The following is a 14,719-nucleotide window of genomic DNA, read 5'->3' as shown; positions in this document are numbered from 1 at the left end:
GCAAGGCAGACAATGGAGCCAGCCGTCCGGTTGTCGGGGATCACCAAGCGGTTTCCCGGGGTCCTCGCGAACGACGACATCGACCTCTCGGTCGAACGCGGGTCGGTACATGCCCTCCTCGGCGAGAACGGGGCCGGCAAGACGACGCTGATGAACATCCTCTACGGTCTCTACGAGCCCACCGACGGGACCGTCTCCGTTGGCGGGGAAGAGCGGGACTTCGACTCGCCCCGTGAGGCCATCGACGCGGGCGTCGGGATGATTCACCAGCACTTCATGCTCGTCGACCCGATGACAGTGACCGAGAATATCGTGCTGGGCAACGAACCCCGGAAGTGGGGCGGACTTCTGGTCGATCGGGACCAGGCTCGACAGGAGGTCAGCGAGTTGAGCGAACGGTACGGCTTCGACGTCGATCCCGACGCGACGATCGAGGAGATCAGCGTGGGGGTCAGACAGCGCGTGGAGATCCTCAAGGCCCTCTACCGGGGTGCGGAAGTGCTGATCATGGACGAACCGACGGCCGTCCTGACCCCACAGGAGGTCGAGGGGCTCTTTTCGGTTTTCGAGGAGTTGACCGAACAGGGAAAGACGATCATCTTCATCACGCACAAGCTCGGCGAGGCCATGGAGGCGGCCGACGAGATCACGGTCCTGCGGGACGGGCAGAACGTCGGGACCGTCGAGGCCGACAATGCGGACCGCGAATCCCTGGCCAAGATGATGGTCGGTCGGGAAGTCCTCATGGAGGTCGAAAAGCAGGCTGCGAACCCAGGGGCTCCGGTCCTGGAGGTGTCAAACCTCGACGTCGAGAACGACCGGGGCGTCCCTGCCGTGCGGGACCTCTCCCTCGCCGTTCGCGAGGGCGAGATTCTCGGTATTGCCGGCGTGGATGGAAATGGCCAGGCCGAACTGGTCGAGGCGATCAGCGGGCTCCGGACGGCGGAATCCGGGAGCGTTCACCTGTCGGGCAAAGATATCACCGGTGACAGCCGGCTCGAACGGATCGACGCCGGGATGGCCTACATTCCCGAGGACCGCCAGGAACGGGGCCTCGTGATGGACTTTCAGCTCGTCGAGAACGGGATCCTGGGGAGCCAACACTCCAGTCGCTTCGGCTCCGGGCCACGCCTCAACTGGAACACTGCGAGGAGCCACGCCGAAGACATCGTCGAGGAGTTCGACGTGCGTCCAGGGCAGACGGACGTAACAGCAGTGTCACTCTCCGGCGGGAACCAGCAGAAGTTCATCGTGGGCCGGGAGTTCAAGCGCGATCCACGGCTGATGCTCGCGACCCATCCGACACGCGGTGTGGACGTGGGCTCGACCGAATACATTCACGACCGACTCATCGACTTGCGATCGGACGGAACGGGCGTGCTTCTCATCTCCTCGAAGCTAGACGAGGTACAGGCGCTCTCGGACCGACTCGCGGTGATGTACGAGGGCGAACTCGTCGCCGTGGTCGATCCGGCTGCAGTCTCTGACGAGGAGTTGGGCCTGCTCATGGCCGGCGAACGACCTACTGACTTCGAGGCCGCCGATCGATCGGTGGACGTGGAGGGGAGTGCATGACCCTCCGTGATCGCGTGTACGATCTTCTCGCTCGACTGTCCCGGACCTCGGGTTTCGAACGGGTGCTCATCAGCCTGGCGGCACTCACACTGTCGATGATCGTGGGTACCGGGCTGATCCTCTTCGCCGGACTGCTCGCGGAGTGTTCGAGCCCGGCGATGCGCCTGTTCGGACTGAGTTTCTGTTATGATCCGCTTGCAGTCTTCGACAAACTCTTCTTGGGTGCGTTCGGCGATCCGATCAATCCGGCGTTCAAGCCGCTCCAGGGCGAGTTCGCGTCGATCATCCGCCCCGGCTTTGACCCGCTGAACGGGCAACTGGCGACCACCCTCTCCGAGACGACGATCCTCATCTTCGCGGGGGTCGCAGTCGCTATCGCGTTCCGGGCCGGCATCTTCAACATCGGGGCCCAGGGACAACTCGTGGTTGGCGCGCTGGCGACGGCACTGGCACTGTTGCCGATCGCACCACACGTGACCGGAGCGCTCGGCACGCTCCTGCTTCTGATCGTGGGGCTGCTGGTCGGCGCACTCGCGGGCGGGGCCTTCGCGGCGATTCCGGGTGCGTTGCTCGCCTACTTCGAGGCCAACGAGGTCATCACGACGATCATGTTGAACTTCGTCGCCACCTCGACGGCGCTTTACCTCGTCGCGAATCACTTCAAGGACCCCGAGAGTTTCGCCAACCAGACCGTCGCGCTTCCGGACCACGCCCTTTTCCCGAGTGTGATCTTCGAGCCACGGGACGACTTCTCGATTCTGGCGCTGTTCTTCGGGATCGCGATGCTCCTCGGGATCTGGTATCTGCTCAATCACACCGCGATCGGCTATGACATCCGCACGAGCGGGATTCAGCCCGACGCGGCGGAGTACGGCGGGGTCAACGCCGAGCGGACGATCCTCACGGGGATGACCCTCTCGGGCGCGCTGGCCGGGATCGGTGGGGCCGTCTACGTCCTGATGATGCTCGGGAACTTCCAGGTAGGGGTCCCGGACTACGGGTTCGACGGCATCACCGTCTCGATTCTCGCCGGGAACAACCCACTGGGGGTTGGCTTTGCTGGCCTGCTCTTTGGCGTGCTCAAGAGCGGATCGGTGGTCGTCGACGTCGGGACGGACGTGCCGCCCCAGCTCGTCGGGGTGCTGCGGGGGTTGATCATCCTCTTCGTCGCCATGCCGGAGTTCTTCCGCATGATCGGCAAGCGCGTGGTGCCAGCCGATCGACGCGAACCACGGGGTGAGCAAGAATGACTGAATTGACCATCTTGACGCTCATGGATCGGATTCGATCGCTCGGCGTCCGCGGGAGCGTCGCAGTCGTGACGTTGTTCCTGCTCGCGGTGATCGGAATCATCGGGGTGTTCCACCCCGAGTCGAACCTCGGACAGCTATTCGACATCCTCACGTCGGCGGACACGCTCTCCTCGGCGCTGCGGCTCTCCGTCCCGATCGCGTTTGCTGCGCTCGGTGGGATCTTCGCTGAGAAAAGTGGGGTCATCAACATCGGCCTGGAGGGGCTGCTCATCATCGCCGCCTTCTTCGGGGTGTATGCCACCGAGATCACCGGAAGCGTCTGGATCGGCATGGGCGCGGGCGTGCTCTCCTCGACGCTTCTCGCGGCCCTTTTCGGCGTGGTCTGTATCGAATTCCGGGCCGACCAGATTATCGCGGGACTGGCCGTCTGGCTCATCGCGCTGGGACTGGCGCCGTTCCTCTCACAGGTGATCTACAACGGGCCGAACACGGTGAGCGTGAAATCCCTGGAGACGATCACGATTCCCTACCTGTCGGAGATTCCCTTCTTCGGGGCGCTCTTCGACGCCTCCCCGGTCGTCTACCTGATGTTCGTCGCGGTCGCGGCCTCCTGGTACACCCTCAATCGGACGTCCTTTGGCCGATGGGTCATCGCGAGCGGGGAGAACCCCAAGGCCCTCGATACCGCCGGCGTAAGCGTTCGCCGGGTTCGCTATGCCGCCGTGCTGCTCTCGGGCGTGCTCAGCGGCATCGGCGGGGCGGCACTCTCCCTGTCGCTGGGCCAGTTCATCGGCAACGGCGCGACAATGGTCAACGGCAAGGGTTTCATCGCCATCGTGGCCTACCTGTTCGGCAACTACAACCCGATCGGGGCGATGCTGTCGACGCTGCTCTTTGCCGGCCTCGAAGCCGTGCAGATCGCCCTGCAGGTCGGCAACGTCTTCGCGATCCCACAGTCACTGGTTCGCACGATTCCGTATCTCACGGTCGTCATCGTGCTGGCGCTGGTCGGTAACACCCGGGTCCCCGAAGCCGCCGGAGACTACTACGAGTCCGGCGAGGAGTAGTGCCGGCGACTCCGTGGAACAATTTCTCGTGTGAGACAACCGCCCCGCCGATTCACACGCCTTTAGGAGCCCCATTACTACCTCGAAGGGGTCCCCCACTGCAAGCATGGCCACGGGAATGGATGAGCGTCGGGGAGCATCAAACTCGATGCAAACGGAGCGGCTCGACCGGTCCTATCGGGAGCTCGAAACGGTCCTGGAGGAGTCCGACCTCGAACGCGAGGGGGAGCTCGCACAAGCGGTCATCGACGCCCTCGACGCGGTCGACGAGGCCCGAACCCTGCTGGTGGATCGGTCCGACACCGGCTCATTCACGTGGGCGACAGAGTAGTTGTCCGGGGATTAACCATGTGGGGGTCCTGCCCCTCCTTGCAGGACTGGTAACTCACCCGCCAGAGCCAGCGGGACGAGGCGATGGTTGGGTGCTTGCGGAACTTGCTGATGGCGGTCACAACCAACCGACTTGATGGTGAGAATATGGTCGAAATCGAGGCCAATTGCCCTCGATCCTGCCCTTCAGTCACTCGTCGGTATCGTATGCCTCGATTAGTGCCAGGAGATCTTGTTCCAGTTCACCGCCAACGAACGCAACCTGGCCCGTATCAGACTCGTAGTCGACGATCCGAACGGCCTCCAGTTTCGGGAGATGCGTGTGATGCATTGCGGTCCGGACACGTTGTCGGTGTGCGTCGGGTTCGAGGGCCGTCTCCTCGTCTCGAACCCGGTCCGCAACGCGCTCGACGAGCGTGTCGTAGGACAGCGTCTCATTGGATGTACTGTGCAGCGCGTTGAGGATCGCCCGTCGGTGTTCGTTCCCGACTGCCGATAGAATTCGGTCGGGAGAAACCGTTCGCTCCCGTGCAGCCGGGCTCGAAAAACCGTCGCTTCCCTGTCGGTCACGGGCCCCCTGATCCACATTCTCAGTCATACTTCTATAACGGAGCCCTAGCGGGGTGCTTCTATCCCATGATGCACAAAGGCAGTGGCCGATTGTGTTAGGAGTCGGACTCCGGGGTAAGGAGTGCATGCCGTGTGAACGTCCCGATGGCACGACGCAATCGTTCGGTCACTGCCTGGTCGGAGATTCCGAGTTTGTTCGCCAGTTCTTCGGTCGTACAACCGCGAGGAATGTCATAATAACCCAGTCGGACCGCGAGCGTGAGCGCTTCCCGTTGTGGCTTGCTCAGGCCGTACCACGGACCAGCCTCGGGACTCGTGGGATTGTAGACACTGATGACATCGAGTGAGATTTGAGCGTCCTCACAACAGGTTTGAAACTGCCCCAATGCCTCCCGTTGGGAGAACCGGATCTCGAAATCCCACCCGTCAGCGGTTCCGGTCGCACCCAGAATTTGCCCCTCATGATCCATTATGCAGCGAAAAAGGTGATCCTGGCTCGCATCCCAGTCGAGTTTGAACAGGGTCCGGTCCTCGTATACGTCGACCTCCGTGACGCTGTTGACGGTCGGATAGCGTCCGACGGCATCCAGAAAGCCGTTTTCCATCGGTTCGTAAACCCAGAAGAGCGGCACCGTAACGTTGCCACTCGGGACGAGGGTTTCGAGCTCGACGGCCGCGGCCGCATCGAGATCGAGGAGCTGCCCGAGTTCGAAGTCCGCAGGCGGAATTCGAACCTGCACGATCACACTCATTCTCTCGTATGTGATCATATTGTTCAGGGGCCTACAAAAGGGGGAGACATGGTACACCAAGTAATCCACTGTTGCCGCGCCGCTCGCAGAGCAGCCAGTCGGTTCACCAGCCGTCAGTTGGGCGGTCCGGAAGGCATGATACACCAGCCACCTCAATTATCAGGTTGTCGAACGAAGCCACCCGCATGGCGACCGTGATGGAGTTCACGAGCCCAGCAGCCGAGTTTCCGCTGGGGAGTGTCTTCGAGAACCTGCCAGGAGTAACAGTCGAACTGGAACGGCTGATCCCCCACCAGACGCTGATCATCCCGTACTTCTGGGTTCGTGGCGTGAAAACCGATGACATCGAAGCCGCGTTCGACCCACACGAGGGGGTGCAGGCCATTCAAATGGTCGATCACATCGAGGACCAGTATCTCATGCGAGCGGAGTGGCAACAGGAGTACTTCGGCGTCCTGAGCGCCCTGGCCAAAGCGAACGTCGTCGTCCTCTCCGGAATCGGAACGAAAGACGAGTGGCGATTCGAGGTGCGCGGAGAGGGCCAGGAGACAATCGCCGAGTTTCGCGAGTACTGCCAGGACAACGATATTCCGATCGAAATTACTGCGGTCCACGCAATGCTCCCGATCAAAGGGGAGGGCTACGAGTTGACCGAGTCCCAGCGTGAGGCACTGATCCTGGCTTACGAGCGGGGCTACTTCGACACCCCGCGCAAAGCATCACTCGAGTCGATCGCGGCGGAACTCGACATTACCCAACAGTCACTTTCCTCACGACTCAGACGCGGCCATCGGCGCCTGATTGGGGCCACCCTGGCGAGTTCGTCGAAACCGACCTGACCGACGATATACTTAAACCTCCTGTATTATCAGTAGCCCTGCTCAACCGATTCAAGCCGGTAGCACAAGTCGAAATGAATGCGGTACTATCTGGGGACGGAGTTGAAGCAGTCCAGTATCATTCGGAGACTGCAGCGGTCCGAACCCAGTTTGATCAGGTGGAGACATCGGCAAGCATGGCGGTTATCGGGACACTGGCGGAGGTGATGGACGTCGACCCACTCGATCTGGAGCCACTCCATTCGACGGTCGATCCGGACGCGTTAGATGCCCTCATCAGCGCCCCGCCCGGAGTGGACGGTCCAATACAGATTGCCTTCACACACGAGGACCACGCGATAACCGTGTACAGCGATGGCGAGATCACTATCACACCCGACCACGAACCAATCGCGGAGAATACGAACGGAACGTGGAACGATGACCGCTGAGGAGACCCCACTCGAGTCGAAAGCCGATTTGAATGCTGAGCTACAGGCTCTGCTAGTCAGGGCCTACGAGAATGGGGTCGATGTCGAAGGCGCGTTCGATTGTCGAAACGGGGTCGAGCATCCAGACTGGGACGTGGTCGTCACCGAAGTCGAAAAGAACGGCTCGGAGTGACCAACTGCGAATCTCCGGAACACCAGTGCTGGCCCGGTACCATTTTTCCCCACTGCGCCCCACAATCGGGGCATGGACGAGTTATTGAACGCGGCTCGTGAGGCCGTTTCGAAGGCCTACGTGCCCTACTCCGAGTACGCTGTCGGTGCAGCCATCGAGACCGCCGCGGGCGGGGTCTACACCGGCGCGAACCTGGAAGTGTCGAACTACTCGAACAGCCTCCACGCGGAGGAAGTGGCCCTCTCGCGGGCGCTCATGGACGGCCACGAGGAGTTCGATCGAATCGCGGTCAGTTCCGAGGCGGGAGATGGGCCGACCCCCTGTGGCATGTGTCGACAGACCCTCTCGGAGTTCGCAGGCCCGGATTTTGAGGTGATCGCCGACGCCCCCGACGGGCCAGAAACCTACCGACTGGGCGAACTGCTCCCCCACGCCTTTTCCGGTGCAAATCTCGGCGTCGAATAGCGGCCGAAGGATTTTGGCCACCCTCCGTCATGAGAGTGTATGGACGGCGACAGCGAGGACCCAAGCGACGAGACCCAGTATCACCTCGGTGTAAAGCCAGCAGACCTGGCCGAGGCCGTGCTCCTGCCGGGGAACCCCGATCGCATCGAGACGATCACCGGTTTCTGGGATCGGGCCGAAGAACGGGCCCGGCATCGCGAGTATCGAACGGTCACCGGTGAGTACGACGGGACGCCGATCTCGGTCACCTCCACGGGGATCGGCAGTCCGTCGGCGGCAATAGCCGTCGAGGAACTGGCCCGAGCCGGTGCAGATACCTTGATCCGGGTGGGATCGACCGGCGCGATTCAGCCAGACATGGAGATCGGTGACCTGGTCATCACCACCGGAGGCGTCCGCCAGGAGGGAACGAGTTCGGAGTACGTGCGCGAGGATTACCCCGCCGTGGCCGACCGGGAGGTCACGAGTGCGCTCGTGGCCGCCGCCGAACGGCTCGGCTATGACTATCATCTCGGGCTCACGATGAGTGCCGATGGCTTCTATGCGGGCCAGGGTCGCCCCGGGTTCGAGGGCTTTCGAGCCGCCGGAAGCGAAGATCTGGTCGAGGAACTGCGGGAAGCCAACGTGAAGAACATCGAGATGGAGGCGAGTGCGATCCTCACCCTCTCGAATCTCTACGATCTCCGGGCCGGGGCGATCTGTTCGGTGTACGCCAATCGAACGACCGGCGAGTTCCGAACGGAGGGCGACAACAAAGCGGCCGAGGTCGCCTCGCTGGCAGTCCACCTGCTGGCCGAGATGGACCGGGTGAAGGAAGCCGCCGGCGTAGAGCACTGGCACCCGGGGCTCTCACTGGCCGACTGAGCGGACGGCGGAATTTTATACCGGCCGATCCTTCGGTCGAGCATGCCCTCGAAGCGAGCGCTGGAGACGACCCCTTTTGCGGCCATGGAAGTCTTAGAGAAGGCCGGCAAGCTCGATGATGTCGTCCATCTGGAGGTAGGCGAACCCGACTTCGAACCCCCCGCTATCGCCAGGGAGGTTGCGAGTGAGTCAGCAGCGCACGGCGAGGTGAGCTACACCAACGCCCGCGGTAAGGAATCACTCCGCGAGGCGATCAGCGACTACTACGAGCGACAGTACGGCGTCGAGGTGCCACTGAACCGGATCTTCGTCACGCCTGGCTCGTCACCAGCGCTCCTGGCCGTGATGCTCGACGTCGTCGACCCCGGCTCGGAGGTCGTCCTCACCGACCCGCATTATGCGCCCTATCCGAACTTCGTCCGACAGGCCGAGGGGGAAACGACGACCGTCGAACTGGACCCGGAGACCGGATTCGAGCCCCAGATCGCCGATTTCGAGGCCGCGGTGGGTCCGGAGACAGCCGGCCTGCTCATCAATTCGCCGGCGAATCCGACCGGCGCCGTCCTCTCGCCGGAGTCGGTCGAGGCACTGGTCGACCTCGCCGAGCGGACCGGGACCCGGTTGATCTCGGACGAGATCTATCACGGTCTAGATTTCGACGCCGAGGCCCACTCGGTGCTTGAGTACACCGACGATGCGTTTGTCCTCGACGGCGTCTCGAAGCGCTATGGGATGACCGGCTGGCGGCTGGGCTGGATCATCGCGCCGCCAGACGAGGAGCAAGCCATCAATCGACTGGTCCAGAACTTCCTGATCTGTGCGCCCAACCACGTCCAGGACGCCGCCGAGGCGGCCATCCGGGAGGGAGCCGGGCTGGACTCGATCCGAGACACCTACCGAGAGCGCCGTGATCTCCTGCTCGAAGCCGCCCGGGATTGGGGGTTGGATATGGGGTATACGCCCGCCGGCGCGTACTACCTCCTGCTCGATGTGAGTTCACTGCCGGGTGATGCCTTCGAGGTGGCCGACCGAATACTCGAAGCGACCGGCGTCGCCATGACGCCGGGCCCGGATTTCGGGACCCAGGCCGAAAACACGCTGCGAGCGTCCTTCGCGACGAGCACGGCGGACATCGAGGAGGCTATCGAACGGTTGGACGCCTACTTCGAGTCCCACTAACGAAACCGCCGGCTGATATGGCCGCTGCAGGCCGACCGTTCACTTGATTCGTTCCTGCAGAAAGGTCGGATGAGCCTCCTCGACGCCGTCGATCGTGAGCATCGACTCCTGAATGAAGCGAGCCAATCGGTCGCCGTCCTCCGCACGAACCTCCGCCAGGAGCATGTGGTCGCCACTCGACGTGTAGAGGGTCCGGACCGCATCGAACTCCTTGAGGGACTGGAGCGCATCGACGTAGCACTCGCTTTTCACGTCGAGGCCGACCCACGCGATCGAGGTCGAAGCGAGTTTCTTTGGATCGACGTCAGCCGAGTAGCCAACGATGACGCCCTCCTCCTCGAGCTGCGTGATGTACTTCCGGACCGTCGGCTTGGAGACCTCCACCCGGTCGGCGATCTCGCCGTACGAGGCCTGGGCGTCTTCTTCGAGGACCGCGAGGATGCGATCCGCAGTCGACTCGTCGTTCACGAAGATTCCTTTGGGTTCGGCGAAAAAATACCTTCCGAATCTGAAAGCAAACTCGTGGGTTTTCAGGTGTGGCGGTCGAGCCGCTCGTAGGAGCGCTCCCACTCCTTCTCGTCGTCGAAATACTGCCCGACGACCGGCGATTCGGGCATCTCATCGCGAGCCTGCTTCTCTTCCTGGTAGGTCCGGCGGTCCTCCTCGACGTAGTACCGACCCGTGAGGACCTTTCCGTCGTAGAGGGCCTGTTCGGTCTCGTGCATCATCTCGGCGGCCTCCCGCCGGTCGGTCACGTCGAAGTCATACTCGTCGGACTCCTGCACGTCGATGTACGGAACGTACTGTGCGCCGTCCTTGTTCCAGGTCGGACACTGCGTGAGGAAATCGACGTGGGCGAACCCGTCGTGCTCGATGGCTTCGACCAGGATCTCCTGGGCCTGTTTCGGGTTCGTCGCCGCTGTGCGGGCGATAAAGGAGGCCCCGGCCGAGAGCGCGAGGGACATCGGCCGGACCGGGTCCTTCGCGACGCCCTTGAGTTGGGTCTTGGACGTGTGGCCCTTGGGGCTGGTCGGAGATGACTGGCCCTTCGTGAGGCCGAAGACCTCGTTGTTGAACACGATGTAGGTCATGTCGTGATTCTCCCGGGCGGTGTGGGTGAAGTGGTTCCCACCGATGCCGTAGCCGTCGCCGTCACCGCCGGCGGCGACGACTTCCAGGTCCTCGTTGACCATCTTCGCGGCCCGACCCAGCGGCAGGGTCCGGCCGTGAATGGCGTGAAAGCCATACGAATCGAAGTAGCTGTTCAGCTTCCCGGAGCAGCCGATCCCAGTGACCAGAAGCACCTCTTCGGGGTCCCGGCCCAGATCGGACATCGCACCTTTCAGCGCTTTCAGCACCGAGTAGTCACCACAGCCGGGACACCAGGTCGGCTGCGGCTCGATCTCGGGGGTGTAATCGTCACTCGTGACCTCCTCGCCGGAGTCGATGGCGTCGAACTGGTTCATGATCGGTCACCTGCCGGGGGATAAAGCGTGGTTTCAGACGAGGTGTCCCCGCCCTCGCCGGACTGTTTGATCTCGACGGCCTCGATGATCTCGGCCGGTTCGAAGGGATCGCCGTTGTACTTCAGGAGACTGGAGAGCACGTCACCGTAATCCCCGAACTCCTTCTGGAGCAGCCCCTTGAACTGCCCCGTCGCGTTCATCTCGACCACGAGGGCCTCCTCGACACCTGCAAGGAAGTCCGCGATCTCCTCGGTGCGGAGCGGGGCCATCTGGCTCACCGACAGGGCCTTGATCGAGTGGCCCGCCTCGGTCAGCCGTCGAACGGCCTCCTCGACGACCCCCTTCTGTGAGCCCCAGGTCAGCAGTGCGAAATCGGCGTCCTCGTCGCCGACGACCGTGTCGGGCGAAGCCTGCTCGGCGAGGGCGTCTCGGACGACCTCGACCTTGCTCACGCGACGGTTCATCTGCTTGATCCGGTTTGCCGTGTCCTCCGCGATCTGACCGTCCGGCCAGTGCTCGTTGCCCGTCGCGAGGAATCGTCCGTTTCGCATCCCAGGGAGCGAGCGCGGATTTACGTCCGTGTCACCGTCGGTGCGGAACCGTTCGTACCGACCACCCACGTCGTGTGGGAGGTCAGCGAGTTCCGCCTCGGTGGCGATCGAGCCCAGATCGGGGTTGGGTTCGCGGTCGAAGAAGCTCCGCGGAAGGTTGCGGAACTCGCCCGTGAGCATGTCATCATAGAGGACGATCGCCGGCAGTTGGTACTCGTAGGCCAACTCGAAGGCCAGGCGGGTCTGCTCGTAGGACTCCTTGACGTTGCCCGGAGCGAAGACGACACGACTCGAATCGCCCTGGCTGGTCGAGAGGACGAACTCCAGGTCGGACTGCTCGGTCTTGGTCGGCATGCCCGTCGAGGGGCCGGCACGCTGGGCCTCGACCATCACGAGTGGCGTCTCGGTCATCTCCGCGAGCCCGATCGACTCGGACATCAAAGAGAAGCCACCGCCAGAGGACCCGGTGAGAGCCTTGGCCCCGGCGTGGCTGGCCCCGATCGCCATCATGGAGGCGGCGATCTCGTCCTCGACCTGTTCGGCGACGCCGCCCAGGTCTTCGATCTCACGTTTCAGAATGGTAAATACGTCCGTCCACGGGGTCATCGGGTAGCCCGAGACGAACCGACAGCCCTCGTCGATCGCCCCATACGAGATCCCGTGACTGGCCGAGAGCAGGACTTGCTCTTCGTCGTGGTCGTGTTTCGGGATCCGGAGGTCGTGGGTGGCCTCGAATTCCGCGTTGGTGTGCTCGTAGGCGTCCGAAAGCACAGCGAGGTTCGCGTCGAGGATGTCCCCACCCATCGCTTCGCTCATCAGTTCCTGGATGGGATCGAGGGGCATGTCGAGGAGGGCCGCTGTCGCCCCCACACCGGCGGTGTTCCGCATAACGTCCCGGCCGTGTTCACGGGCGATGGCACGGAGGTCGATCGGGTAGAGATGCCAATCGTTTTCCGTGGCCTGGGTTTCCAGATCACCGACGTCTTCGTCCTCGAGGACGCCCGTGTCGTAGATGATAAGCCCGCCCTCGTTGAGTTCATCGAGGTTCTCGAAGAGGGGTTTGGTCTTCTCGTCGCCGTAGACGGCCCCCGCAGAGGGGTTCCGGGCGAAGCTATCACCCAGTGCCAGGAGGACGTTGAAGCCGTCCCCACGGGACGTAACTGGCTCCTCGCTGGCTCGTACTTCGACGTACGTGTGACCGCCGCGGATGCGGGACGGGTAGTGACGATGCGTGTAGACGTGTAACCCGTACCGCATCAGCGCCTTGGTGAAGTTCTGGCTCGTCGAGTCGATTCCGTCCCCGGAACCGCCCGCGATTCGCCAGATGAGTTCGTCCTGAGTCATAGTAAGGCCTCGGTCCATCTTGGACCGTTAATTCGGGGGTAGGTGGAGGGGCAACTAAACCGTTTGCCTTCAGTCAGCACTCATTAATCATGAAGAAAGGCCCGCGAGGCGGCCGTTGCTGATTTGCTGGCAACGCGTCACGGCCCTCAAAAAGTGGGGCCCCGGCGACCGATCACTGGGAGTGCTTCTGCCGGTTCAGAATCCCAACCATGTCCGCCGTGGTCGAGACCATGTCCTGGAACGCCTGGACAGTCTCGCCATCTTCTGCCATCACGATCGGTGCGCCTTCGTCCCCACCGGACCGGATCGCCGGGTCGAGCGGGATCGCACCGAGGAACGGCATGTCCTTCTCCTCGGCGAAGCGTTCGCCGCCGCCGGAGCCGAAGATGTCGTGTTCGCTGCCACAGTCGGGGCAGACGAAGGTGCTCATGTTCTCGACGATGCCCAGGACCGGCGTCTCGTGCTCCGCGAACATCTGGAGGCCACGACGGGCGTCTTCGAGCGCGACTTCCTGTGGCGTGGTCACGATGACCGAGCCAGTGATCGGGATCGACTGGAGCAGCGTCAGTTGGGTGTCTCCCGTTCCGGGCGGCAGGTCGATCACGAGATAATCCAGGTCGCCCCATTCGACGTCGTCCACGAGCTGGGTGAGCGTGTTGTGAACCATCGCGCCACGCCAGATGACCGGATCGTCCTCGCCCAGCATCAGCCCGATGCTCATGACGCCCATGCCGTGGGCCTCCGGCGGGACGATCTTCTCGTCGCTCGTGGCCTTCGGCGCGCCCTCGACACCCAGCATCCGTGGCACGTTCGGCCCGTACATGTCGGCGTCGAAGATAGCTACCTCGGCACCCCGGTCGGCCAGTCCGGCCGCGAGGTTGACCGAGATCGTACTCTTGCCGACCCCACCCTTGCCGGAGGCGACGGCGATTACGTTGGAGACCCCAGGGAGCGGTTCCGTACTCGATTCGGTATCCGGGCCGATGTTCTCGACGCCCAGACCACCGTCGTCGCCGTCATCGCTCGCGGTTTCGATGGTGACGGTCGCGCCTTCAGCCTCCAGGGCTTCCCGGACGCTGGCGCGAATCGACTCTTCGGTCGGTGAGCCGACGGCTTCGAGTGCCAACTCGACGGTGACGGTGTCGCCGTCCACGTCGATGTTCGTCACGAGATTCTCAGAAACGATGTCAGTACCAAGATCGGGGTCCTCGATCCCCGAGAGGATTTCCCGGACGTCGGCTTCCTGCATGCCCTGACGTAACCGCGAACCGTGAATAAGGGTTGTGTTTGGCAAGGCCTAGAGCGTTGGCCGGAACGTTTCCCAGAACGTGACAGCCGACGAATGGTTATTTGCCAACAGGTTCCGTAGTTGCAGCCGAGTCATGCCCGTCGGAACACTCGCAGTCGACGCCGTAACGGCCCGCAAGAACACGCCACTCCCGGAGTTAGTCGAGTTGATGCGGACGGAGGACCTCGGGGCACTGGTGATCGTCGAGGCGGACAAGCCAGTCGGGATCGTGACTGACCGGGACATCGCCATGGCGATGGCCGACTTTCAGGATCTGGAAGCCGTAACTGCAAAGCAGGTCATGTCCGCCGATCCGGTAACCATCCACCAGGACGCGACCGCCTGTGACCTGCCGGCCACGATGGCCGAGGGTCACGTCCGGCGGATTCCAGTCGTCGACGACACCGGCGACCTCGTCGGCATCGCCACGCTCGATGACGTGGTGGCGACAGTCGGGCGGATGCTCGAGGACATCGCGACGGTCATCGAGTCCCAGTCCCCGGAGTACGAGCCGACGGAGTGACCGACGAACCCATTTTCGGTTACGTGAGCTCGCTCATACCCCCGGAGTTA

17 protein-coding genes are annotated in these 14,719 nt (G+C 62.8%); 11 read left to right on the top strand and 6 right to left on the bottom strand.

From position 1 onward, the window contains the following. Window positions 1-12 precede the first annotated feature (12 nt). From HSR6_RS04060 to HSR6_RS04045, 4 genes are all read left to right on the top strand, one after another. Entirely contained in the window at window positions 13-1,575 is a 1,563-nt protein-coding gene (locus HSR6_RS04060) for an ABC transporter ATP-binding protein (RefSeq protein WP_071932871.1), read from the top strand. Beyond that, on the top strand, window positions 1,572-2,825 hold the full coding sequence (locus tag HSR6_RS04055) for an ABC transporter permease (protein ID WP_071932870.1): 1,254 nt from the start codon (window positions 1,572-1,574) through the stop codon (window positions 2,823-2,825). Before HSR6_RS04060 ends, HSR6_RS04055 begins: the two co-directional genes overlap by 4 nt. A gap of 23 nt (window positions 2,826-2,848) precedes the next feature. Next, window positions 2,849-3,895, top strand: coding sequence for an ABC transporter permease (locus HSR6_RS04050; RefSeq protein ID WP_070365916.1), 1,047 nt, complete (start codon window positions 2,849-2,851; stop codon window positions 3,893-3,895). A gap of 148 nt (window positions 3,896-4,043) precedes the next feature. Then, the gene (locus HSR6_RS04045; RefSeq protein WP_148661797.1) at window positions 4,044-4,226 is read left to right on the top strand and encodes a hypothetical protein; all 183 of its coding nucleotides are present in this window, start codon (window positions 4,044-4,046) and stop codon (window positions 4,224-4,226) included. Window positions 4,227-4,415: 189 nt separating this feature from the next. On the opposite strand, the gene HSR6_RS11085 is transcribed toward HSR6_RS04045, so the two are convergent. Both HSR6_RS11085 and HSR6_RS04035 read right to left on the bottom strand, forming a co-directional pair. After that, window positions 4,416-4,823 (bottom strand): DUF7344 domain-containing protein, encoded by a 408-nt coding sequence (locus HSR6_RS11085; protein ID WP_199399073.1) that lies wholly within the window; start codon window positions 4,821-4,823, stop codon window positions 4,416-4,418. A gap of 67 nt (window positions 4,824-4,890) precedes the next feature. Next, complete coding sequence (locus HSR6_RS04035) at window positions 4,891-5,547, bottom strand: helix-turn-helix domain-containing protein (RefSeq protein ID WP_071932868.1); 657 nt, start codon at window positions 5,545-5,547, stop codon at window positions 4,891-4,893. 185 nt (window positions 5,548-5,732) lie between these two features. Between HSR6_RS04035 and HSR6_RS04030 the strand changes: the two genes are divergently transcribed. The 6 genes from HSR6_RS04030 to HSR6_RS04005 all read left to right on the top strand — a co-directional run bounded on the left by HSR6_RS04030 (window position 5,733) and on the right by HSR6_RS04005 (window position 9,497). Next, entirely contained in the window at window positions 5,733-6,386 is a 654-nt protein-coding gene (locus HSR6_RS04030; RefSeq protein WP_071932867.1) for a helix-turn-helix domain-containing protein, read from the top strand. Window positions 6,387-6,562: 176 nt separating this feature from the next. Next, window positions 6,563-6,817, top strand: a complete 255-nt coding sequence (locus HSR6_RS04025; RefSeq protein WP_199399072.1) for a HalOD1 output domain-containing protein — start codon at window positions 6,563-6,565, stop codon at window positions 6,815-6,817. Continuing rightward, entirely contained in the window at window positions 6,807-6,989 is a 183-nt protein-coding gene (locus tag HSR6_RS04020; protein ID WP_071932865.1) for a hypothetical protein, read from the top strand. The genes HSR6_RS04025 and HSR6_RS04020 overlap by 11 nt, the downstream gene beginning before the upstream one ends. A 72-nt stretch (window positions 6,990-7,061) precedes the next feature. Continuing rightward, window positions 7,062-7,454, top strand: a complete 393-nt coding sequence (cdd, locus tag HSR6_RS04015; protein ID WP_071932864.1) for a cytidine deaminase — start codon at window positions 7,062-7,064, stop codon at window positions 7,452-7,454. A gap of 39 nt (window positions 7,455-7,493) precedes the next feature. Further along, the gene (locus tag HSR6_RS04010) at window positions 7,494-8,318 is read left to right on the top strand and encodes a nucleoside phosphorylase (RefSeq protein WP_071932863.1); all 825 of its coding nucleotides are present in this window, start codon (window positions 7,494-7,496) and stop codon (window positions 8,316-8,318) included. Window positions 8,319-8,360: 42 nt separating this feature from the next. Beyond that, entirely contained in the window at window positions 8,361-9,497 is a 1,137-nt protein-coding gene (locus HSR6_RS04005) for a pyridoxal phosphate-dependent aminotransferase (RefSeq protein ID WP_071932862.1), read from the top strand. A 39-nt stretch (window positions 9,498-9,536) separates the two neighbouring features. On the opposite strand, the gene lrpA1 is transcribed toward HSR6_RS04005, so the two are convergent. The 4 genes from lrpA1 to HSR6_RS03985 form a co-directional block, all read right to left on the bottom strand. After that, window positions 9,537-9,965 (bottom strand): HTH-type transcriptional regulator LrpA1, encoded by a 429-nt coding sequence (gene lrpA1 / locus HSR6_RS04000; RefSeq protein ID WP_070364705.1) that lies wholly within the window; start codon window positions 9,963-9,965, stop codon window positions 9,537-9,539. Between the two features lie 62 nt (window positions 9,966-10,027). Next, complete coding sequence (locus HSR6_RS03995; RefSeq protein WP_070364704.1) at window positions 10,028-10,963, bottom strand: thiamine pyrophosphate-dependent enzyme; 936 nt, start codon at window positions 10,961-10,963, stop codon at window positions 10,028-10,030. Then, the gene (locus tag HSR6_RS03990; protein ID WP_070364703.1) at window positions 10,960-12,858 is read right to left on the bottom strand and encodes a 2-oxoacid:acceptor oxidoreductase subunit alpha; all 1,899 of its coding nucleotides are present in this window, start codon (window positions 12,856-12,858) and stop codon (window positions 10,960-10,962) included. Before HSR6_RS03990 ends, HSR6_RS03995 begins: the two co-directional genes overlap by 4 nt. Before the next feature lie 172 nt (window positions 12,859-13,030). Beyond that, entirely contained in the window at window positions 13,031-14,107 is a 1,077-nt protein-coding gene (locus HSR6_RS03985; RefSeq protein ID WP_071932861.1) for an Mrp/NBP35 family ATP-binding protein, read from the bottom strand. A 133-nt stretch (window positions 14,108-14,240) separates the two neighbouring features. Here HSR6_RS03985 and HSR6_RS03980 point away from each other — a divergent pair, with 133 nt between their 5' ends. Next, complete coding sequence (locus HSR6_RS03980; RefSeq protein ID WP_071932860.1) at window positions 14,241-14,669, top strand: CBS domain-containing protein; 429 nt, start codon at window positions 14,241-14,243, stop codon at window positions 14,667-14,669. The last annotated feature ends 50 nt before the right edge of the window (window positions 14,670-14,719 follow it).

It is taken from the genome of Halodesulfurarchaeum formicicum, assembly GCF_001886955.1.
In the GTDB taxonomy this organism is placed as follows: Archaea; Halobacteriota; Halobacteria; order Halobacteriales; family Halobacteriaceae; genus Halodesulfurarchaeum; species Halodesulfurarchaeum formicicum.
This window is presented reverse-complemented; position numbering and strand designations above follow the sequence as displayed.